Below are 20,613 nucleotides of genomic sequence, written 5' to 3' on the forward strand. Positions count from 1 at the left end.
CCAGTCCAGCAGCCAATATGACGACTGACACGCCTCGCCCAATTGTTTGCAATAAGGATCAGCACCATGTGGTATGCCATTATCAGCGAAGATGTCGCGGACAGTCTTAACCTGCGTTTGGACGCGCGCCCGGCGCACTTGCAAAGGCTTGAACAACTGAAGCAACAAGGGCGACTATTGCTGGCAGGTCCTCACCCTGCTATTGATAGCCACGATCCAGGCGACGCAGGCTTTAGCGGCAGCTTGGTGGTGGCCGAATTCGATAGCCTAAGCGACGCGCAACAGTGGGCCGATGACGACCCTTACGTGGCCGCTGGCGTGTATCAGCAAGTGACTGTTAAGCCGTTTAAAAAAGTACTGCCATAAGCCGGTTGTTAAGGAGTAAATTGTGAAATATCTGACCAGCATCGTGCTGTTATCATTGCTGACCAGTGCTGCTATGGCGGTCGAAAAGCGCTACGTAAAAGATGAACTCTGGCTGCCACTGCGCACCGGTCCAGGGCAGGAATATCGCATTATTAAATCCCTGCAAAGCGGTGAACACCTGATTTTTGTTGAGGAATTGGCCGACTCGGATTACACCAAGGTCAAAACCGATAAAGGCGATGAAGGCTTTGTATTGACCCGCTTTCTTGACAACGAGCCAGTGGCAAAAGAAAAACTGATTTTTGCTCAGCGCGAGTTGGAATCGTTAAAAACCGAACTGGCAGAAGTACAGCAACAACGCAATCAACTGCAACAGCAGGTGACCAACGCCTCCGACAGCTCCACCACCTTGCAACAGCAAAACGAACAACTGCAGCAAGATTTAGAGCGTATTACCGCCATATCCGAAAATGCGCTGGCATTGGATGAAAAAGCCAAGCGACTGACGCTGAGAAATCAGGACCTGGAAATTCAAGTCGAAGCACTGACAGCGGAAAATAGCCAGCTGCGCTCCGACAATCACTCGACGTATCTCATTTACGGCGGCGCGCTGGTCATCATTGGTATTTTGGCCGGTTTGATTTTGCCAGCCCTGCGCGGCAAGCGCAGCAGCAGCGGCTGGGTGTAGTTAAAACGTAGGAAGCTCGGCACAATTTCGCGCTGGTTGGCACTGGCGCGGGATGGCATCAAGATATCAGCTAGCCGAGGCTCCTTCATCCGCCTGGGGTAGGTCACAATGCCCCAACGATTGCCCTTCTGCGGCTATATCGCGCACGCGGCGCTTTAAATCCGCGGCGTCAGGGAATCCGCCGTCGCGTTTGCGACACCAGATTAATTGCTCGCCCACCCACACCTGAAACTGCCCTTGCTCACCTGGCTGTAACAGTACACCGCCCAACTGGCCCTGAAATGTGCTCAACAATTCTTGTGCATACCAACCTGAGCGCAACGCCCAACGACAGCCTTCACAAAAGACAATGGTTACCGTATGTTTCATGCCACACCTAAGGAGACTAAATTATGCGCCAGTATATCGCAGCCGCCGCCTTGATGTTGGCAGCCAGCTTAGCCAGTGCCAATGACGGCAGCGCGGCCATCACAAACACAAACACAAACACAAACACAAACAATACGGACCAACAGGATGAGCTGGTCAGCGTCGACATTAAAACCAGCGCCGGCGACATTCGTTTGCAGCTCAACCGCAGCAAAGCGCCAATCACCGTCGACAATTTTCTCACCTATGTCAGCGCCGACCATTACGATGGCACGATTTTCCATCGTGTGATCAAAGATTTTATGATTCAAGGCGGTGGCTACACAGAAAAAATGAAGAAAAAGGTCACCTTGCCGGGCATTAAAAACGAAGCCGACAATGGCCTGCTCAATCAGCGTGGCACCGTAGCCATGGCCCGCACGGCCGTGGTCGACAGCGCCACCAGCCAATTCTTTATTAATGTGAAAGACAATCAGTTTCTAAACCATGGCGTGCGTGATTTTGGCTACGCGGTGTTTGGCACCGTCACCAGCGGTATGGAAGTCGTGGATGCCATTGCCGCCACGGCCACCGGAGCGCGCGATCGTCCATTGGAAAACATCGTGATCACCGATGTAATCGTCGTAGAAGAGTAGCGACCTCTCAGCACGGGCTGGCCAGTGCAGCCCGGCATTACCGATGCCCTGAGCCACGGTGTGCGCCGCTGCCTGGAGCAGACTTGGCGCTCCAAAACCGTAGGGCGCTCAGAGCAAACCAAGCTCTGCAGCGCTTGCCTAAATCAGCCAGAACAACAGTAACGGTACGGTGGCAAATGACATCAGCGTCGACATTACCACCATGCCGGCCACCGCTTGCGGTTCACGCTGATAGCGCTCCGCGAATAGAAAATTAAACACCGCCACCGGCATGGCTGCCTGCAACAACACTACGCCGCGCTCAGCGCCTTGCAAATCCAACAACCACACCACCAGCAATCCAGCCAACAGACCACCACCTATGCGCAAGCCGCTGTAAATCAGTGCCTGACGCCACTGCCGCACTTGCAGCCGCTGCAGTGAAACGCCCAGGGTAATCAACATCAATGGAATGGCCATGCCGCCCAATAGCTGCACCGAATTAAACACAGGAGCAGGTAGCTGCCAGTCAAACCACAACAGCGACAGTGCAATGATGACTGCATATAAAATGGGCATTTTCAAAAGGCCTGCGGCCCCACCCGCTTGTTTGCCACCGGCCATTAAAATTCCAACCGGGAAATGCGCCAACGACAGCACCATAAAAAAGGCCAGCGCCAGTGCCAAACCTTCTTGACCAAAGGCCAAAAAGCACACCGGCAGACCCATATTGCCAACATTGGGAAACATAAATGACGGTAAAAAGGCACGCACATCGTGCCCCAACCAGCGGGGAATAAGGCTACCGGCCAACGCCATCAGCGCCGCAATCAGCACACACGCCAGCGCGGTGCGCTGAAACGCCTGCATATCCAGCTCAACGGACGACATCACTGATAGCATTAAACACGGAGCACCGATGTTTAACACCAAACGTGAAATAAAATCCGGGTCAAATCCATGACCACTGCGCGCCCAACCAAAACCAATGGCAGCGCAGGCGAGCACCGGCGCCATAATAGAAAATATGTCATACAGCATGGCGCCATTCTAAAGTGCCGCGCCGCCCCTGTCTGCCATTCGCAGCCCGGTGTAGACTATGGTCTTTATTCAAGCACGCCAGAACTCAATTTCCGTGACTTCCGATCCCTCTAACTCCAGCGACAACCAGCCGTCATCGTTGCGCAACGCCGATTTACACTGGCGCGATGACGGCCAGCCCGTTGCCAACCAATTCGACGACACCTATTTTTCCGTTGATGACGGCTTAAATGAAACACGTCATGTGTTTTTGCGGCACAACGATTTACCGCAGCGCTTTGCTGCCCCCGACTGCCCAAAGAATTTCCGCATCATCGAAACCGGCTTCGGCACTGGGTTGAATTTTCTCGCCACCTGGCAAGCCTTTGCCGAGCACGGCCAGGGCTATTTGCATTTCACCAGTGTGGAAAAATTCCCGCTGACCAAACAGCAGCTGACTCGCGCGCTGGCTTTGTGGCCGGAGTTGGCACCGTTAACAGAACGATTACTGCAGCAATACCCGATGCTGGAGCCGGGCGCGCATCATTTGCATTGGCCCGAGCATAACGTAAGACTGACGCTCATCTTTGACGACGTCGCTGAAGCACTGCCGCAATTGCAAGGACCAGTGCACGCTTGGTATCTGGACGGTTTTGCTCCAGCGAAAAATCCACAAATGTGGAGCAATGAGCTGTTCCAACACATACGCTGGTTGAGCCACCCAGGAACGACACTGGCGACCTTCACTGCCGCCGGTTTTGTCAAACGAGCATTGCGCGGTGCTGGCTTTCGGGTGAAAAAAGTGGCCGGCTTCGGTCGCAAACGCGACATGCTTTGCGCCCAATTTGATTACAGCTGCGGCCCTGAACGGCCATTGCTGTCGCGCCTAAAGCCCTGGCAACGCCCCCCCAATGCCGTGCCTAACAGCCAACACATTGTGGTCGTCGGGGCCGGTTTGGCTGGCTGCAGCAGCGCCCGTGCACTGGCTGAACGCGGTTATCGCGTCACCCTCATCGATGGCGCTGGGATAGCGCAAGCGGCGTCGGGCAATCCGCAAGGCGGCCTCTACATCAAGCTAGCGGCTGGCGATAATGCCGTGCACAGCGACTTCTATCGCAGCGCCTTTGTTGCCGCCCTAAGCAGTGTTAAGCGGGTGCTGGGAAGCGCTGACAACAATCCGCACTGGCGCCAATGCGGTGTGTTGCAACTGGCGTACAGCGAACAAGAGGACAAACGCCAGCGCAGTTTTATCCAGCGCCAGTGCCCTTCCGCCGAACTGCTCTACCCGGTTGACGCACAGCAAGCCAGCGCTCTAGCGGGCATAGCACTGACAACGGGCGGTTTGTTTTTCCCCGCTGCAGGCTGGGTCAATCCAGTAGCCTACTGTCACGCGTTGGCACAGCACAGCAATATCGTATTTCAACAGCGCACCGTGACTGCGCTGTCGCATCAACCTCATGGCTGGCGCGTCAGCACAGAGGAGAGCGAAATCGAGTGCGACCAGCTGGTGATTGCGACCGCACACGATGCCAAGTCGCTGCTGCCTGATGCCTATTTGCCGGTGAAAGCCATTCGCGGCCAGCTGAGCTATCTAGAGGCAGGCAGTGTACCGTCTCCCAGCACAGTGCTGTGCGCGCGCAGCTATATGCCACCGGCTTACGACGGCAAGGTGTGCTTGGGCGCCAGTTACAATCTGAACGACAACGACCCAAAGCTGCGCGAACAGGACCATCAGAGCAATGTGTCGCACCTGCAAGACTTTGCCATTGATGCCAGCACAGCAAGGGTGAGCGGCGGCCGTGTGGGATTTCGTTGCAGCACACCGGACTACTTGCCTATGGCTGGGCCTGTGGTCGACACCCAGGCGTTTTTGCAGCGCTTTGCGCCTATGGTGAAAAATGCCAAGCATGTTCCAACAACGGACATGCCCTATTTAAAGGGTTTGTGGCTCAATATCGGCCATGGCTCCAGAGGATTGGCATCGGCGGCCTTATGCGCAGAGCTGTTAGCAGCGCAGCTGGATAGCGACGGTTTGCCCACCACCAACACGGTGGCAGAAGCACTGTCACCCAGCCGTTTTTTGCTGCGTGATATGGTGCGGCGCAAGATCAGCGCCGATGCAAAGGAATAACGGACAGGTCAAACGACGCGTTTGATGTTTTGCCGGCGGCGAGCACGCTCACGCGCTTGCTCGCCATTTTCACGGATTTCCCGCATCAGTTGCGACAACTCCTGGCAGCAGTGGCGAATCTCGGCCAGCTGCTCCTTCATCGCGTCGATGTCTTCGATGGCGTCGTGCACTCGGCGTCTTAGCCGCCTTTGCTCGATTTCACTGATAGGCTTCATGCGCCCCTCCAGTGCCGTTTGAGGCGTTTAATCGGGCTGTAAGCCATGCTGGCGCACGACTTCCGTTCGTTCAATGTGACAGCTCTGGCCGATCGGGTCAAATAGCAACAGCGCTTGGCCACTTTTCAGCTGTTCCAGCACTTGTGCCTTTTTCTGCTCCAAGCTGACGTCGTAGTCGCCATAGTCTGTGCCCTCTCGACCAACAAATTCCTGCAACACGCCGTCTAGGGCGTCGGCACTCAGCTGTTGATACGGAATCTCCAGCACCCCATGGTCTGGGCTGTCGTCATACGGCAAAACCAGCCTCCCGCTCCCATTCGCAGCTCATTCTTAGCTCAGCATCCGATGGTGCATGGCCACTTTCGACCGCCCAGCTAAAGGTGTGTTTGCCGGCCAGCTCGGTTTCCAAATGGACCGTCGCCGACACCCAATACATGCCTTTGAGCAGACTTTCGAACTGCCCCAGCCAGTGCTCCCATTCGTACTCCACCGCTTTGTAGGAGGCTGCAAAATGGATCAATTGCGAATGATAGGTACCGCTGAACAGATCATCACCCGGCATAGAGAACATTTCCCGGCACAACAGCGTCCATTCATCATCACTGCCGAGCGGCAGCGCCTGAATAGCACGCCAGTTGGTGCGGCGCTGTAGGCGAGCAGAAAAATCATCACCATTGGGAATGTTACGGATAACCCCGTAAACCACGGATTCCTGATCAAATCTCGACACATTGATTCCTTACTTCGGGCCTGAGCACACACCCTGTTCTTCAATTACACCTGCCAGCTGACCAGCGTATTAATGACCCGGCAGCTGTTTGCATAATAGCGAAAAACGCTTTCACAGCAAGCAGTTAGATGCGCCGCATAAGTCGACTGCAACATTCTTGGTGGTGCCCATCCGTTATCAAAAACCACGAGATACAAAAAAGCCCCGACTGGCGGGGCTTAACATCTTACTTGGCGAGCACATCAAAGATGCGCTGTTTGACGTATCGCCCTGGCGCATCTTCGATGGGTTTCAGCTCAGCATCACCAGGCTGGCGAGCGGCCACTTGTTCCATATTGCCTTGGTCCAAGACCCATTGCTGCCAATCCAACCACCAGGAGCCCTCATGGTTAGTGGCGCCTTGATACCACTCATCTGGGCTGTCTGGAATCTTCTCATTGGTCCAATAACCATACTTATTGGCTTCCGGCGGATTGACAATGCCAGCGATATGACCCGAACCGCCCAATACAAAGCGGTTTTTACCGGACATTAACTTGGCACCTGTGTACGTCGCCTGCCACAAAGCAATGTGATCTTGCGCGGTAGAGATGTAGTAGGTCGGCACTTTTATCTGGCGCAAATCCAACTTCACGCCGTCCAGTTCAATGGCATCTTTTTCAATCAAACGATTGTGCAGATACATATTGCGCAAATAGAAAGAGTGCATCGCTGCCGGCAGATTGGTGCTGTCGGTATTCCAATACAGCAAATCAAAGGCCGCTGGGCGCTCACCTTTCAAGTAGTTATTAATAAAGAACGACCAGAACAGATCGTTTTCGCGCAGGGTATTAAAGCTGAATGCCATTTGCCGGCCATCGTAGTAACCCAGCGCATTCATTTGCTTCTCTAGACCGGAAATCGCAGTTTCATTAATAAACACACCGATTTCACCAGGTTGCGAAAAGTCCGTCAGTGTGGCCATAAAGGTGGCTGCTTTGATCGGCTCTTGCTTTTTTTTCTTCAAATACGCCAGGGTCGCCGCCAATAAGGTACCACCCAGACAATAACCAATGGCATTGACCTCTTTTTCGCCCGTGGCTTTTTCAATTGCACTGATGGCCTCTAACGGCCCTTCCTTCATGTAAGCGGTAAAATCTTTATCGCGCAGCGCAGGGCCAGGATTCACCCAAGAAATCATAAAGACGGTATGGCCTTGATCCACCAGCCACTTAACAAAGGAGTTTTTATCCCGCATATCCAGGATGTAGTACTTGTTAATAAATGGCGGAATAATCAGCAGCGGACGTTTAAAGGTTTTTTCTGTACTCGGGGTGTATTGAATCAGCTGCATCAGGTCATTTTGATAGACCACCTTGCCAGGCGTCGTCGCCAAGTTACGGCCGACTTGAAAAGCGCTGGTATCAGTCATGGCCACGTTCAATGCGCCTTTAACGCTGGCTTCCATATCTTCTGACAGCTGCTCTAGACCTTTTAACAAACTGCCACCGCCAGTTTCGACGGCTTTGCGAATCACTTCTGGGTTAAGTGCAGCGAAATTGGTCGGTGACACCGCATTCACGTATTGGCGTGTGAAATACTCCACTTTCTGACGAGCATGATCGCTCAGTCCTTCCGTTTCGTGAACCATTTTAGTCACTGCTTGCGACTGCAATAAATACAATTGCTTTAGAAAATCAAAGACTGGATTATCTTGCCATTGCTCGTCTTTAAAGCGGCGATCAGTGCGCTCTGGCACAACCACTGGCTCGACTTCCTTGCCCATAAATCGCAGCAATGTGCTTTGAAAAAGCTCTTGCTGCTTTTTCATCAGCTCCATTTGATCGGCCATGATTTTTTGTGGATTCGACATCATGGCTTCGCTTAATTCACGAAACGCTTCGTTAAAATCGGTCATTACTGAAGCGGCAGGATCGTCGGCTGACGTCTGCTGATTCACTACTTTATCCATGACGCTGGTGTATTGTTCCGTGGCTCTCAGCGCCATGTCATAGAAGTCTTTAATGGCTGTCTCGACGGTTTCCTTTTGCACTACGCTCATACATCACCCTACATTATTCGCCCATAAAAAAGGCCACCCAAAGGTGGCCTTTAGTGCGGCAAAACAAACAACAAACTGGCTGCCTGCCTTGCCCGGCACCTGCCACCTGAAATCAGGCAGCAGATTTAGTTTTTGCCGATGTGGTTTTGGCAGTAGAAGTCGCGGTGGCAGACGCTGTGCTACGGGCTTCTTCCATGATGCTCTCAACCTGAGTTTTGAATTCCATCGCCATGTCCGACATAGCTTTGGCATCTTCCATGATTTTTTTGTTCAGGGCCGTGGCTGCTTCTGCCTGAGAAGCGGTGTAAGCGCGCAGGCTGTCGGTATCTTTGATATCCGCTGCCTTTTTCATTTGATCCAAGCCCATTTCCGCATAAGCCTTGATTGCGCCGAGTTGAAAGTCCGTCATCTTTTCCATGTTATCAACAAACAGAGTATTGAACTTGCTCATAGGGGCATACATGGTCTTAGCCTGCTCCGCGAATGCGTTCAAGATGTTCTCTTGCATGGTCTCGCTCCTTCAAAGGTTTTATTGCCGTAATCGGTAGTCCGATGGTAGCTGAGTATATCTTACAGTTCGATGACGACCGCCACCGAAAGTAACGACAGCTTGACCAAAATCATGCTTTCTTACTACCACCGTACACAGTGCGGGAAGAAACGTAACAATGGCAGACAGATTTGACCCTAATTGCCACATTTATTAGATAGATTTATTCTTCTGTTTTACCGGGTTTAGAACCTGACATCATATTGAACATCATGCTCTGAAATTGGCTCATGCTGTTCATGCCTTCTTTCATCATTGGCTGATACAGCGACAGCGGATCGTAGCCATCCTCACCGGATTGCATCTTTGTTAACATCTGTTCAAACAGCTCACGCTGAAATTCGGCCACGTCGGGCCAACCCATTAAGCGGCGAAATTCATCCGGCGTCATATCAAACGTTATATTAATTTTCATATTGATCCCTCTAGAGAATATCCAGCGTTTTTAGATTACGCAGTGGTGAGCCGTTTCGGCAAGGCCAACCAGGCCATCATAGCGGCAAGCAAGGCAATCAAACCAGCCGCATAAAATACCACGCTGCCACCCATAGACTGCCAAGCCAAACCACTCAACCAAGCACCGATGGCGCCGCCCAAACCAAACCCCAAACTGGAATAAACCGCCTGGCCTGAGGCCAACAAAGGCCCAGGAAAATAATGCTGTAAATAGCGCATCGATACCGCATGCATGGCGGCAAAACTAAAGGCATGAAACAGCTGCACCAATACGATCCAACTCAGCGACTCCACTTGCGCGCCGATCACCCACCAACGCACTGCGGTCAGTAGCAACGCCAGCGAAAACCAATGCCGCCAACTCAGACGCAACATCACGCGGTGAAACTGCCAGAAGAACAGCACTTCCGCCAACACCCCCAGGGCCCACAGTAAGCCAACCGGAATGCGACCATAGCCATGTTGCTCTAAATAGATAGAAAAGAAGGTGTAGTAAGGCCCGAAGCTGACCTGCAACAACAGCGTCATCAGCAAGAATAACCACACCGGCCGCTGCGCCAAACAGCGCATCACCCCACCGCTCACGGCTTGCGCAATCGAACGGCCAATGGCCGCAGGCAAGGTCCAGGCATTGAGCCAGATAACCAGCATCAACAGCCACATGACGCGCGGCAGCCAGTCCATCGACCACTTTTCCAGCAGCGCCCCCAAGACCACCACCGCCGCGATAAACCCGATCGAGCCCCATACTCGAATACGGCCATACCATTCCATCCGGCTGGCCACCGCCTGCAACGTCAGCGCCTCGTATTGCGGCAGCATGGCCGCCCAGAAGAAACCGTAGGTCAGCATAACCAGCGCCATGCCATAAAAGCTGTCGACCCAGGGCATGGCGGAAAAGCACAATAAGGTGAAAAAGCCGGCCAAACGAATCATCGGCAAAGGTGACAAATGATGCCGCCCGACCCAAGCCCAGACGTTAGGCGCCAGAATGCGCACCAAGCCAAACACCGCCATCAAAGTGCCAATTTCACTGGCACTGAAACCACGTTGTTCCAGGTACAGCCCCCAAAACGGGGCAATACAACCTAAGAGGGCAAAATACAGGGCGTAGAATAAAGAAAGACGTTTAAACGGCGGCCGAACGGCCGCCGAGGCAGAACTGTGATTCACTCGCCAGCAGTCGCCTGCGCTGGGATTACCGGCGTCGAGCAGTGCACATCGGCGTTTTGGCCACGATGACGCAACCAATGATCGGCCAATACGATGGCCATCATGGCTTCTGCGATTGGGGTGGCGCGAATGCCAACACAAGGGTCGTGGCGACCTTTGGTGACCACTTCAATTTCATTGCCGTGTGTATCGATTGAGCGACCCGGTATCACCATGCTGGACGTCGGTTTCAGCGCGATGTGAGCAATGATGTCTTGGCCGGTGCTGATTCCGCCCAGAACGCCACCGGCGTGATTGGATAAAAAGCCATCCGGTGTCATTTCATCGCGATGCTCGGTGCCTTTTTGCTCCACCACCTCAAAGCCGTCACCGATTTCCACGCCTTTGACCGCATTGATGCTCATCAACGCATGGGCCAAGTCGGCATCCAGGCGATCAAAAATCGGCTCTCCCAGCCCAGGGAACAGGCCACTGGCAACCACGGAGATCTTTGCGCCAACAGAATTGCCCTCTTTGCGCAGCGCCGTCATGTAGTCTTCCATCTCAGCGACTTTACTGACGTCTGGGCAAAAGAACGGATTGTTATGCACTTCTTGCCAATCAAACTGCTCGATTTTGATCGGGCCCAGCTGCGACAAATAGCCTCGAATCTGAATGCCTTTTTGTGCCAGCACTTTTTTGGCGATGGCACCGGCCGCGACACGCATGGCCGTTTCGCGCGCTGATGATCGCCCGCCACCGCGATAATCACGGAAACCGTATTTATGGTTGTAAGCGTAATCAGCGTGGGCCGGGCGGAATGTCTCGGCAATGTTGGAATAGTCTTTTGAGCGCTGATCGGTATTTTCGACCAACAGGCCAATCGGTGTGCCGGTGGTTTTGCCCTCAAACACGCCGGACAAAATTTTCACCTGATCGGGCTCGCGGCGCTGCGTGGTATAACGCGATGTACCGGGCTTGCGACGATCCAGATCGGCTTGCAGATCCGCCTCGCTTAGTTCGATGCCCGGCGGGCAACCATCAACAATGGCGCCCAGGGCCAAACCGTGACTTTCACCAAAGGTGGTCACAGTGAAACTTTTACCAAAGGTATTTCCGGACATAATTTAACTCGTTATTTAATCCTGCTTGAGCGACTGGCTCAAAGCATCCAACTGCTGCGCTTGCAGCACAAACACACCATGGCCACCGTGTTCAAACGATACCCAATCAAAGTCAACATCTGGGTAGGCAGCCGCCAGTGCGGGCCAGCTGTTGCCGACTTCAACCACCAACAAGCCGTCATCGGACAGATACTGACGCGCCTGGGATAACATAATATGCACTAGGTCCAAGCCGTCTTCGCCCGCCGCCAGGGCCAGTTCCGGTTCGTGCCGATACTCATCCGGCAGGCACGCCATATCATCGGCATCGACATACGGCGGATTGGAGACAATCAGATCGTAGCGACCGTCAGCGGCGGACAATAAGTCCGACTGCAGCGCCACCACTCGGTCGTGCATCTGGTGGCGCTCAATGTTGGCTTCGGCCACTTGCAATGCATCGAGCGACAGCTCCAGTAATTCGACTTGGGCATCTGGGTAGGCATAAGCGCAGGCCAAACCGATGCAGCCGCTGCCACTGCACACGTCCAAGATGCGTTGCGGCGAGCGCGCGGGCTGCCAATAAGGCGCAAAATACTGCTGAATCATCTCACCGATGGGCGAGCGCGGAATCAGCACACGTTCATCCACCAAATACGGCTGACCACAAAACCAGGCTTCGCCGGTGAGATAAGGCGTTGGCACACGTTGATTGACACGCTGCTGCAACAAATGTGCGACCTGCTGACGCTCATCTTCGGTCAGTCGCGAGGTGCGCCATTCTGCCGGCATATCCCACGGCAAATTGAGCGCGTGAGCAACCAGCACCAGCGCATCGTCCCACGGGTTGTCCGTACCATGACCGAAATACACCTCACTGGCGGCGAGGCGACTGGCGCCCCAGCGAACGAAATCCTGCAAGGTGCGCAGATCGGTAACAGCGGATTGGAGCTGGGCGTCGGTAATCATGGAAGGCGTCGGTCGCTCAACAGTAGATGGCTCAAAAAAGGTCGCCTAGTGTAAACCTTTCAGCGCCAGGCTTCACCCCGGACGCTTGCCATACAAGCTGGTGGTGCCCGCCTCTAGCGCATCCAATGCATCAGCCGCCACCAAACGCCCCAGTTCGATCATCTCGTTAGCGCGATAAAACTCATACATCTCACACGCCTCCGTCGGCATCGACACCAGCAAATCCGGTGGGTAGCCCGCCAGCTTAAACTGGCTCAATGAGGCCTGCATGATTTCGAACATTTGGTTGATGATTTCCAGCTTGCTGAGGTTCTCGCTGGCACGTTCATTGGTTTTGCTGTCCCACCACTCGCTGGCACGCGAGATGACACTATCGAGCCAGTCTTGCTTTTGTTTTTGGCTCGGCTGCTCTGCTGGATGCAGTTCTTTGGGGATCGGTGTGGTGGAGTTGAGGTCCACGGCGATGATCAAATCGGCATGGGCGGAGACGCATGGAATAATCGGCAACGGGTTAAGTACACCGCCGTCCACCAGCAAACTGCTTTTACCATTGCCACTGTCAAATGGGACTGGCGCAATCAAACTGGGAATGGCCGCCGAAGCACGCATGGCCTGAGTGAGATCACCACGCTGAAACCAGACTTCTTTTTTGCGGGTGATGTCGGTTGCCACGGCGGTAAAAGGCAACTCAAGTTGTTCGATTTGCACGTCTTCCAGTAACTCGCGCAAGATGGCGAACACCCGGTCACCGCGCACCGCGCCTTGCGACAACAGCGACAAATCCACTAAGCGCAACACATCCAAATAGCTCAGGTTGCAGCACCATTCTTTCAACTGCTGAAGCTTCCCAGCGCAATAGAAGCCGCCAACGATCGCCCCCATGGAGGAGCCCGACACCGCAACGATGCGATAGCCGCGCTGCTCTAACTCTTCGATTAAACCAATGTGGGCATAACCACGGGCGCCACCACTGCCAAGCGCCAATGCGACGGTTTTTCCGCTCGCCATCAGCGTCTCTCCGGCCAGAATACAAAGCGCAGCGACGGTCGATGTTGCTCGTCCGGCGGCAGCGTTAAAGCGCCCAAACCGGTGACGTTAACATCGTACTGACCATCAAAAACTGCAGCGCGCAGCTGCTGTGCCAAACGCTCGGAGCAGCGCATATTGCTGGCCATATCCGTGCTGTCATAGCAGTGCACCATTAAGTGCAAACGCTGCTTCACCCCAGGGGTTAGGGCTTTTAAGGTATCCACCAACACCTGACTTTGCGCCTCATCAAAACGCTCATCAGTGACAATAAAACCCGGTAGCCAGCCATAGCTGTCGGCCAGTACTTGCTCAATGCGACTGCGCTGCAACTCGTTGCCCGCCAGCGCATCACTGGTAATGATGTAATCCACATTGACCATCACCTGACGCGTTGCACGGCGCACCATGTACACCACCCAAATATCGTTGCGCTGATCACTGCGCGGGGACGTGACCACCATCACCGCCTGATCTTTTTCACGGCCGACCAAACGTCCATTGGAGAAAATTTCATTCGCCCAGAAATGACTGCTGCCGCAGTCCAACCCTTGGCATTGGTACAGAACTTCTTTGCCGTCGAGCTGATGTTGGTAGTGGCTGATCACAGACTCCAGTTCGATGCCACTGGGCAAGGCCCACACGGTGCGCTGCAATGACCCACTGATGCGTGCTTCGCGCTCACCGAAAGTGGTCGCCTGGGAGCGTTTCAGCTCGGACAAAATCACACGATAATGACTTTGCTCACTGCGACTTTCATCCTGAACTCGGGCATTAGCAAAAGGCATTAGATTGGCGTGTGCAGCCGCGCCGGCAACCAGCAGCACAACGGCCAGCCAGTGGCGCGAAAAGGCGGCAGCGATGAGACCACTCATGCATTTCATAAGCTGATAACAATCCTTTAAGAGATAGCGCCAGAGTAGCATGGGCTGTCATGCCTGACAGCAGGATTTCTGTGCAAATCGGTCAACGTAAACGGCCACGAGCAAAGCTGCGCATGCCGGCCTGGTGCACCAAGCTGTTACGCGTATGAGAGTGACAAATAGCAATGGCCAGCGCATCGGCGGCATCGGCCTGAGGATTGCCCGGTAGCTTTAACAATTGCCGCACCATAATCTGCACCTGCTCTTTACTGGCGCTGCCTTTGCCCACCACCGCTTGTTTTATCGTGCGCGGTGCGTACTCCGCTATTTCTAACTGCTGTTGCACCGCAGCCACCATGGCGACACCACGCGCTTGTCCCAATTTAAGCGCCGAGTCAGCATTGCGGCCCATAAAGGCTTGCTCGATGGCAAACTGCTGCGGACTGTATTGCTCAATCAGCTCCGTTATACTGTCGAATAGTTTCCCCAGACGCTCGGGCATGGCGCCATCGCCCAGGCGAATACAGCCGCTGCTGACGTACTCCAGCTGCTGCCCCACCGCATTGATCACACCAAACCCGGTGATGCGCGAACCCGGGTCAATTCCAAGAATCAGCACCCTATTGGCCCAACCGCTTGACCTGATCATTGGCACTGAACTGCCAGCGTTGCTGAGTACCAGCGCGCAGCACGGTCACTTGCTGCCAATTGGGCGGCAACATGACTTCCAAACACGGCGATGTCATCACTTGCGCCACCACCATGCCAGGCGCCGGCGAGCGTTCACGGAAGGTCAGCGTCAACGATTCATCATTGCCCTCTTGTGCGACCACATCAATGCCATAACCAGCGGTGGGTTTTTGCCCCAACGAAATGGTCAATGCGCGCTGTTTAACATGCACACCGACAGGCACAGCGCAGTGATTGGTCTGACTCATGGGTAATTGCATTGGGGCTTTGGGAGCGGTGGTGCAGGCACTGAGCCACAGGGCTAACACAGGTAGGGCAACGCGGTACATGAAGACTCCGGCTTGATGATCGTTTGCCTGCAGTATACGAGAAGTGCGGGGCAACGGGCACAGGCCCGCCGCCCTCTGTGGTTTAGCGTTGCGAAAAATTAGCTGGCTTTAAAAACAAACTCATGATCCTGAACGTCGGCCACGATTTTGCTGCCCGGCACAAATTCGCCGGCCAAAATGGCTTGCGCCAGCGGGTTTTCAATAGAGCGTTGGATCGCTCGTTTCAGTGGACGGGCGCCAAATACCGGGTCGTAGCCCACATCCACCAGCTGGTTAATCGCCGCCTCACTCAACTCCAGCGACAGCTCTCGCTCGGCCAAGCGCTGATGCAATAACTGCAACTGAATTTCGGCAATGCCACGAATTTGGGTTTTCTCCAACGGATGAAACACCACTGCTTCATCAATACGGTTAATAAACTCCGGCCGGAAATGACTGCTGACGATGCCCATCACCGCCTCGCGCATGTCTTCGTAACTGGTTGTCACCGAGTCATTACTGGCCAGCGTTTGAATAACATCCGAGCCTAAGTTGGACGTCATCACCAGTACGGTGTTTTTAAAATCCACACGGCGCCCCTGACCATCGGTTAGCTGACCATCGTCCAGCACTTGCAGCAAAATATTAAACACATCGGGATGCGCTTTTTCGACTTCGTCCAGCAAAATCACGGAATACGGCTTGCGGCGCACGGCTTCGGTTAAATAGCCACCCTCTTCGTAGCCGACGTAGCCGGGCGGTGCACCGATTAAACGCGCAACGGAGTGCTTCTCCATGTACTCGGACATATCAATGCGCACCATGGCATCTTTGCTGTCGAACAAAAACGTCGCCAATGCTTTGCATAGTTCGGTTTTACCCACGCCGGTGGGGCCTAAAAATAAGAACGAGCCATTGGGGCGATTCGGGTCGCTAAGACCGGCGCGCGAGCGGCGCACGGCATTCGATACCGCCGCAATCGCCTGCTGTTGCCCCACCACGGAATCGTGCAGAACGTCTTCCATGCGCAGCAATTTTTCGCGCTCGCCCTCCAGCATTTTATTCACTGGCACCCCAGTCCACTTAGACACCACCTCGGCGATTTCATCTTCGGTTACCTTGTTGCGCAACAAGGTGAACTCTTGCGTACCAGAGGTTTCCGCCTCATTGGCCGAAGCCAGTTGTTTTTCCAGTTCAGGAATGCGGCCATATTGCAGCTCGGACATTTTTTGCAAATCACCCGCCCGGCGCGCTGCCTCTAACTCGATCCTGGCCTGTTCTAATTGCTCTTTTGCTTGCGATGCACCTTCTAATAACGCTTTTTCTTTCTTCCACACTTCTTCTAAATCAACGTAGGCGGTTCCGGCTTTATTGATTTCTTCGTTTAAATCGCTCAAGCGCTTTTTAGCCGCCTCGTCTTTTTCTTTGCGCAGCGCTTCGCGCTCAATTTTCAATTGAATTAAGCGCCGCTCCAGTTTATCCATGTCTTGTGGTTTGGAGTCGATTTCCATGCGAATCACGGAAGCCGCTTCATCGACCAAATCGATGGCCTTATCCGGCAGGCGGCGATCGCTTATGTAACGCTGCGACAACTTCGATGCGGCAATAATGGCGCTGTCGGTGATTTGCACGCCATGGTGAACCTCATAGCGCTCTTTTAAACCGCGCAAAATCGCAATGGTGTCTTCCACGCTGGGTTCGTCCACCAATACCTTTTGAAAGCGCCGCTCCAGCGCTGCGTCTTTTTCCACAAACTCGCGATATTCATCCAGCGTGGTGGCGCCGACACAATGCAGCTCACCGCGCGCCAGCGCAGGCTTCAGCATATTGCCAGCATCCATGGCTCCATCGGACTTTCCGGCGCCAACCATGGTGTGCATTTCGTCAATGAATAACACGATGCGCCCTTCTTCTTTGGCAACATCTTTTAAAACCGCTTTTAACCGCTCTTCAAACTCTCCGCGATATTTAGCACCGGCAACCAGAGCGCCCATGTCGAGTGCCAAAATACGCTTATTTTTCAGATTCTCTGGCACTTCGCCGTCGACAATACGCTGCGCTAAGCCTTCGACCACCGCGGTTTTACCCACACCTGGAGGGCCAATCAGCACCGGATTGTTTTTGGTTCGACGCTGCAATACTTGCACAGTACGGCGGATTTCATCATCACGGCCAATCACCGGGTCAAGCTTGCCCGCTTCGGCACGTTCGGTCAGGTCGATGCAGTATTTGTCGAGTGATTGGCGGTTGTCTTCGGCGTGCGCATCGCTGACATTTTCGCCGCCACGCATGTCCTTAATGGCCGCACTGAGTTGTGCACCGCTGACGCCCGCTTGGTTCAGCGCTTTGCCGGCCGCGCCTTTGTCCTGCAGCGCCACCAATAAAAAGACTTCACTGGAGACATACTGATCGCCCAGTTTTTGCGCTTCTTTATCAGCTAGGTTCAAGATACGCCCAAGCTCGGGGGCCAACTGGATGTTGCCATCCGGCGAGCTGACACGCGGCAAGTCACCCAACGCTTGGCGCAAAGCGCGCTCCAACGCGGGCACTTGCGCACCGGCGCGGCGGAGTACGTCTTTGACCGAGCTGCTCGGCTGCTCCAGCAATGCCAACAGTACGTGAATTGTATCGATGTGGTTATGGTCGTGTCCCAGCGCCAGGCTTTGGCTCTCTGCCAAAGCGTTTTGCAAGCTGGTGGTCAGTCGATCCATGCGCATGGCCTGTCTCCAAGTCGTCTTTGTCATACCAACGGATATCGGTACAAGATGAGAAGAATTCAACCCGACATCTGTAAAAATTAGTTCAGCTCACACAAACAGCCCGCACCGACAACGTTCATATCGCAACAGCTTGGGCAACTGCGCACTGATCAAAATCAAGCGGCCAAACATTTATTGGGGCACAATGCGCGCTTCACAAGCACTGACGTAGACTCCTAGGACGCTCCATTGACCGCTTCATTATCGCCCACATCTCCGCAATTGCTGCGCTTGGGGGCGCTGTACCTTCTGTTTGGTGAAGCACTGCTGGCTTTGATGGCGGCATTGATCAAACATCTGTCGGACACGTTAAGCACCGAGCAACTGTTGTTCTTTCGCAATGTCGCAGGCCTAGTGGTTTTGCTGCCGTTGGTAATACGCCATGGCCGCCAGCTCCTGCACACCGATTGCTGGCACTGGCATTTGATGCGCGGTTTGGTCGGTGTGAGTGCGATGTATTGCTATTTTTGGGCGCTGGCCCATATGCCGCTAACGGAAGCCTTTTTGGTCAAGCTGTCGAGCCCACTGTTTATGCCACTGCTGGCGTGGATCTGGCTGTCGGAGCCGGCTGGGCGGCGCAGTTTGGTGGCACTGACCGTCGGCTTTGCTGGTGTCGCGTTGATTTTGCGACCCGGCAGCGACAGCGAATTCACCATGGTGGCCTTGATTGGCCTGCTGGGCGCGCTGCTGGCAGCGTTGGCGAAAGTCACCATTCGCCGCATGTCGGCAACCGAGCCCAGCGCTCGCATCGTATTTTACTTTGGCATCATCGCTTCACTGGTTTCCACACCAGGCGCTGTGCTCAATTGGCAACCGGTATCGAACCATCAATGGGGGCTGATTTTGCTACTCGGCATCATTGCCTCCGCTGGCCAGCTGGCTTTGACCAAGGCCTACCGGCTGGCACCGACAGGCAAGGTGGGCGTGTACGCCTACAGCGCGGTCATCTACGGCGCCTTAATGGGGTGGCTGATCTGGGATGAAATTCCACGCTGGACCACTTGGGCAGGAGCCGGGCTGATCATCACCGCCGGTGTGATCAATCTGCGCCAATCCAAATCCACAAAGACGGCGTGAGAGCTGCTTCACAGCCAGACAGTTATGGCATCAGACCAAAGTCTAAGAGGCGGGCAATGCGGGTTATTATTTCCAAAAAATAAAATATACTCGTGATTGCTCCACTTTTAATTGGTTATCGTCACAGATGTCACGCATAGATTCTCTTCAAACTTTTGTTGCCGTTGTCCGCTCGCGAAACTTTACCAACGCCGCCGATGCCCTCGGTGTTACCCCTTCTGCCGTCAGTAAACAGATCAGTGGCCTGGAGGAGCGCTTAGGTGTGCGCTTGTTGAATCGCACCACCCGCTCCGTCAGCCCGACCGAGGCTGGGCAGCTGTTTTATCAGCATTGTGAGAACATTCTTGAGTCCATTACCGAAGCGGAAAAACTGGTCACCGACTTTGACGTGACCCCGCGCGGCAAGCTGCGCATTACCGCCATGTCCAACTTCGGTCGGCGTGAACTGGCCCGCATCTTTGGCGACTTTTCAGAGCGCTACCCTGACATCAGCTTTGAATTGCACATCTCTGACCGCCCCGTCGACATCGTTAAAGAAGGTTACGACTTTGCTTTGCGCATCGGCAGCTTGGAAGACTCCCGCTTAATCGCCAAGCCGGTGGCGGAGCAAAAAATCGCCGTTTGCGCCTCGCCGGCCTACCTAGAGCAGTGGGGCAAACCGGCCAGTTTGGAAGATCTGCAGCAACATCGCATTTTGGTGGTGGCCAACGCCGAATACGCGCGCATCAACTGGTTGCGTCAGTTTGAAAAGGATCACGGCTTTTCGCTATCGACAATCGAGCGCAAGCTGACCGTCAATGACATCGACCTGGTGTACGAGGCGTGCCTGGCGGGCATGGGCATCACTGCGCTGCCGACTTACATCGCCGAGCAGCATTTACAAAACGGTGAGCTGGTCGAGCTGTTTGGTGAGGTCGACATCCCAGTGCGCACCATCAAAGTGGTGTTCCCGCAAAACCGCTATCTGGCCAACAAAAGCCGGGCGTTTCTCGACTTCATTACCGCCTACTTTGACGACCAGCACGGCCAGTAAGTTATTGCGCCAGTTGCTCAGGTGCGCAACGTTCAAGGAAAACGGGCGGTATCTGGGCAATTTTGCGCTCGTCGTAATCGAAAAAAACGATGCCGATTTTGGCTAACGCCACCACTCGCTCATCGGCTTGATTTTCTACCCGATAGATAAAGTCGCAGCCGTATTTGTTGAAATCGGTCAGGCCGAGATGAAAGGTCAGCACCTCGCCGACAAACGATTCGGCTTTGAACGACACCACCAGATCCGTCACGATCAGACCCAGCCCTGCGATGTTGAACTCACCAAAGTCGTGTTCGCGCAAGAAACGCAGCCGCGCCTCGTGCAACAGCGACACCATACGATCATTGCCGACGTGGTTGCCGTAGTTGATGTCCGACACACGCACGTCCAACTCGGTGAAATAGATAAAGGCATCGGGCAGCTCAAGATCGACTCGCGACACAATAGTCTCCT

Annotated in this window: 23 protein-coding genes; 6 read left to right on the top strand and 17 right to left on the bottom strand. The window is 54.1% G+C overall.

Going from position 1 to position 20,613, the window contains the following annotated elements:
• Positions 1-66 precede the first annotated feature (66 nt).
• Together CHH28_RS17725 and CHH28_RS17730 are read left to right on the top strand one after the other, a co-directional pair.
• Positions 67-366, top strand: coding sequence for a YciI family protein (locus CHH28_RS17725; RefSeq protein ID WP_094061572.1), 300 nt, complete (start codon positions 67-69; stop codon positions 364-366).
• Positions 367-388: 22 nt separating this feature from the next.
• Positions 389-1,054 (top strand): TIGR04211 family SH3 domain-containing protein, encoded by a 666-nt coding sequence (locus CHH28_RS17730; RefSeq protein WP_094061573.1) that lies wholly within the window; start codon positions 389-391, stop codon positions 1,052-1,054.
• A gap of 66 nt (positions 1,055-1,120) precedes the next feature.
• On the opposite strand, the gene CHH28_RS17735 is transcribed toward CHH28_RS17730, so the two are convergent.
• Positions 1,121-1,423, bottom strand: coding sequence for a SelT/SelW/SelH family protein (locus CHH28_RS17735; protein WP_094061574.1), 303 nt, complete (start codon positions 1,421-1,423; stop codon positions 1,121-1,123).
• Positions 1,424-1,446: 23 nt separating this feature from the next.
• Between CHH28_RS17735 and CHH28_RS17740 the strand changes: the two genes are divergently transcribed.
• Complete coding sequence (locus CHH28_RS17740) at positions 1,447-2,058, top strand: peptidylprolyl isomerase (RefSeq protein WP_233243652.1); 612 nt, start codon at positions 1,447-1,449, stop codon at positions 2,056-2,058.
• Between the two features lie 138 nt (positions 2,059-2,196).
• On the opposite strand, the gene CHH28_RS17745 is transcribed toward CHH28_RS17740, so the two are convergent.
• On the bottom strand, positions 2,197-3,078 hold the full coding sequence (locus CHH28_RS17745) for an AEC family transporter (RefSeq protein WP_094061575.1): 882 nt from the start codon (positions 3,076-3,078) through the stop codon (positions 2,197-2,199).
• Between the two features lie 58 nt (positions 3,079-3,136).
• On the opposite strand from CHH28_RS17745, the gene mnmC reads away from it, so the two are divergent.
• On the top strand, positions 3,137-5,188 hold the full coding sequence (gene mnmC, locus CHH28_RS17750) for a bifunctional tRNA (5-methylaminomethyl-2-thiouridine)(34)-methyltransferase MnmD/FAD-dependent 5-carboxymethylaminomethyl-2-thiouridine(34) oxidoreductase MnmC (protein WP_094061576.1): 2,052 nt from the start codon (positions 3,137-3,139) through the stop codon (positions 5,186-5,188).
• An 8-nt stretch (positions 5,189-5,196) separates the two neighbouring features.
• Here mnmC and CHH28_RS17755 read toward each other — a convergent pair whose 3' ends face one another.
• From CHH28_RS17755 to clpB, 14 genes are all read right to left on the bottom strand, one after another.
• Positions 5,197-5,403, bottom strand: a complete 207-nt coding sequence (locus CHH28_RS17755; protein WP_094061577.1) for a hypothetical protein — start codon at positions 5,401-5,403, stop codon at positions 5,197-5,199.
• 27 nt (positions 5,404-5,430) lie between these two features.
• Positions 5,431-5,700: a YheU family protein gene (locus tag CHH28_RS17760; RefSeq protein WP_094061578.1), complete on the bottom strand. Its 270-nt coding sequence runs from the start codon at positions 5,698-5,700 to the stop codon at positions 5,431-5,433.
• Positions 5,690-6,133, bottom strand: coding sequence for a hypothetical protein (locus tag CHH28_RS17765; protein WP_094061579.1), 444 nt, complete (start codon positions 6,131-6,133; stop codon positions 5,690-5,692). Before CHH28_RS17765 ends, CHH28_RS17760 begins: the two co-directional genes overlap by 11 nt.
• A 226-nt stretch (positions 6,134-6,359) precedes the next feature.
• The gene (locus tag CHH28_RS17770; protein ID WP_094061580.1) at positions 6,360-8,174 is read right to left on the bottom strand and encodes a PHA/PHB synthase family protein; all 1,815 of its coding nucleotides are present in this window, start codon (positions 8,172-8,174) and stop codon (positions 6,360-6,362) included.
• A gap of 112 nt (positions 8,175-8,286) precedes the next feature.
• Complete coding sequence (locus tag CHH28_RS17775; protein WP_094061581.1) at positions 8,287-8,682, bottom strand: phasin family protein; 396 nt, start codon at positions 8,680-8,682, stop codon at positions 8,287-8,289.
• Between the two features lie 205 nt (positions 8,683-8,887).
• Positions 8,888-9,139 carry a hypothetical protein gene (locus CHH28_RS17780; protein ID WP_094061582.1) on the bottom strand — a complete coding sequence of 84 codons (252 nt, stop codon included), beginning with the start codon at positions 9,137-9,139 and terminating at the stop codon, positions 8,888-8,890.
• A gap of 35 nt (positions 9,140-9,174) precedes the next feature.
• Positions 9,175-10,353 (bottom strand): MFS transporter, encoded by a 1,179-nt coding sequence (locus tag CHH28_RS17785; RefSeq protein ID WP_157729992.1) that lies wholly within the window; start codon positions 10,351-10,353, stop codon positions 9,175-9,177.
• Positions 10,350-11,456 (bottom strand): chorismate synthase, encoded by a 1,107-nt coding sequence (aroC, locus tag CHH28_RS17790; protein WP_094061584.1) that lies wholly within the window; start codon positions 11,454-11,456, stop codon positions 10,350-10,352. Before aroC ends, CHH28_RS17785 begins: the two co-directional genes overlap by 4 nt.
• 15 nt (positions 11,457-11,471) lie before the next feature.
• Positions 11,472-12,404 carry a 50S ribosomal protein L3 N(5)-glutamine methyltransferase gene (gene prmB / locus CHH28_RS17795; RefSeq protein ID WP_094061585.1) on the bottom strand — a complete coding sequence of 311 codons (933 nt, stop codon included), beginning with the start codon at positions 12,402-12,404 and terminating at the stop codon, positions 11,472-11,474.
• A 72-nt stretch (positions 12,405-12,476) separates the two neighbouring features.
• Positions 12,477-13,412, bottom strand: a complete 936-nt coding sequence (locus CHH28_RS17800; RefSeq protein WP_094061586.1) for a patatin-like phospholipase family protein — start codon at positions 13,410-13,412, stop codon at positions 12,477-12,479.
• Positions 13,412-14,305, bottom strand: a complete 894-nt coding sequence (locus CHH28_RS17805) for a DUF4892 domain-containing protein (RefSeq protein ID WP_157729993.1) — start codon at positions 14,303-14,305, stop codon at positions 13,412-13,414. Before CHH28_RS17805 ends, CHH28_RS17800 begins: the two co-directional genes overlap by 1 nt.
• A 91-nt stretch (positions 14,306-14,396) precedes the next feature.
• Positions 14,397-14,942, bottom strand: a complete 546-nt coding sequence (ruvC, locus tag CHH28_RS17810) for a crossover junction endodeoxyribonuclease RuvC (protein WP_199243939.1) — start codon at positions 14,940-14,942, stop codon at positions 14,397-14,399.
• Entirely contained in the window at positions 14,914-15,312 is a 399-nt protein-coding gene (locus CHH28_RS17815) for a protease complex subunit PrcB family protein (RefSeq protein ID WP_094061589.1), read from the bottom strand. The genes ruvC and CHH28_RS17815 overlap by 29 nt, the downstream gene beginning before the upstream one ends.
• Positions 15,313-15,410: 98 nt before the next feature.
• Positions 15,411-18,008: an ATP-dependent chaperone ClpB gene (gene clpB, locus CHH28_RS17820; RefSeq protein ID WP_094061590.1), complete on the bottom strand. Its 2,598-nt coding sequence runs from the start codon at positions 18,006-18,008 to the stop codon at positions 15,411-15,413.
• A gap of 231 nt (positions 18,009-18,239) precedes the next feature.
• On the opposite strand from clpB, the gene CHH28_RS17825 reads away from it, so the two are divergent.
• Complete coding sequence (locus tag CHH28_RS17825; RefSeq protein WP_233243653.1) at positions 18,240-19,127, top strand: DMT family transporter; 888 nt, start codon at positions 18,240-18,242, stop codon at positions 19,125-19,127.
• Between the two features lie 127 nt (positions 19,128-19,254).
• The gene (locus CHH28_RS17830; protein ID WP_094061591.1) at positions 19,255-20,160 is read left to right on the top strand and encodes a LysR family transcriptional regulator; all 906 of its coding nucleotides are present in this window, start codon (positions 19,255-19,257) and stop codon (positions 20,158-20,160) included.
• 1 nt (position 20,161) lies between these two features.
• Here the strand turns inward: CHH28_RS17830 and CHH28_RS17835 are convergent, their stop codons facing one another.
• Positions 20,162-20,602, bottom strand: coding sequence for an acyl-CoA thioesterase (locus tag CHH28_RS17835; RefSeq protein WP_094061592.1), 441 nt, complete (start codon positions 20,600-20,602; stop codon positions 20,162-20,164).
• Positions 20,603-20,613: the final 11 nt, after the last annotated feature.

The organism is Bacterioplanes sanyensis (assembly GCF_002237535.1).
Lineage (GTDB): Bacteria > Pseudomonadota > Gammaproteobacteria > Pseudomonadales > Oceanobacteraceae > Bacterioplanes > Bacterioplanes sanyensis_A.

Bases quoted from the DNA above. Each gene is read 5' to 3' on its own strand.
- CHH28_RS17725 (WP_094061572.1), top strand. From the start codon at position 67: ATGTGGTATGCCATTATCAGCGAAGATGTCGCGGACAGTCTTAACCTG.
- CHH28_RS17735 (WP_094061574.1), bottom strand. From the start codon at position 1,423: ATGAAACATACGGTAACCATTGTCTTTTGTGAAGGCTGTCGTTGGGCG.
- CHH28_RS17740 (WP_233243652.1), top strand. From the start codon at position 1,447: ATGCGCCAGTATATCGCAGCCGCCGCCTTGATGTTGGCAGCCAGCTTA.
- CHH28_RS17745 (WP_094061575.1), bottom strand. From the start codon at position 3,078: ATGCTGTATGACATATTTTCTATTATGGCGCCGGTGCTCGCCTGCGCT.
- mnmC (WP_094061576.1), top strand. From the start codon at position 3,137: ATGGTCTTTATTCAAGCACGCCAGAACTCAATTTCCGTGACTTCCGAT.
- CHH28_RS17755 (WP_094061577.1), bottom strand. From the start codon at position 5,403: ATGAAGCCTATCAGTGAAATCGAGCAAAGGCGGCTAAGACGCCGAGTG.
- CHH28_RS17770 (WP_094061580.1), bottom strand. From the start codon at position 8,174: ATGAGCGTAGTGCAAAAGGAAACCGTCGAGACAGCCATTAAAGACTTC.
- CHH28_RS17775 (WP_094061581.1), bottom strand. From the start codon at position 8,682: ATGCAAGAGAACATCTTGAACGCATTCGCGGAGCAGGCTAAGACCATG.
- CHH28_RS17780 (WP_094061582.1), bottom strand. From the start codon at position 9,139: ATGAAAATTAATATAACGTTTGATATGACGCCGGATGAATTTCGCCGC.
- aroC (WP_094061584.1), bottom strand. From the start codon at position 11,456: ATGTCCGGAAATACCTTTGGTAAAAGTTTCACTGTGACCACCTTTGGT.
- prmB (WP_094061585.1), bottom strand. From the start codon at position 12,404: ATGATTACCGACGCCCAGCTCCAATCCGCTGTTACCGATCTGCGCACC.
- CHH28_RS17800 (WP_094061586.1), bottom strand. From the start codon at position 13,412: ATGGCGAGCGGAAAAACCGTCGCATTGGCGCTTGGCAGTGGTGGCGCC.
- CHH28_RS17805 (WP_157729993.1), bottom strand. From the start codon at position 14,305: ATGAGTGGTCTCATCGCTGCCGCCTTTTCGCGCCACTGGCTGGCCGTT.
- ruvC (WP_199243939.1), bottom strand. From the start codon at position 14,942: ATGATCAGGTCAAGCGGTTGGGCCAATAGGGTGCTGATTCTTGGAATT.
- CHH28_RS17815 (WP_094061589.1), bottom strand. From the start codon at position 15,312: ATGTACCGCGTTGCCCTACCTGTGTTAGCCCTGTGGCTCAGTGCCTGC.
- clpB (WP_094061590.1), bottom strand. From the start codon at position 18,008: ATGCGCATGGATCGACTGACCACCAGCTTGCAAAACGCTTTGGCAGAG.
- CHH28_RS17830 (WP_094061591.1), top strand. From the start codon at position 19,255: ATGTCACGCATAGATTCTCTTCAAACTTTTGTTGCCGTTGTCCGCTCG.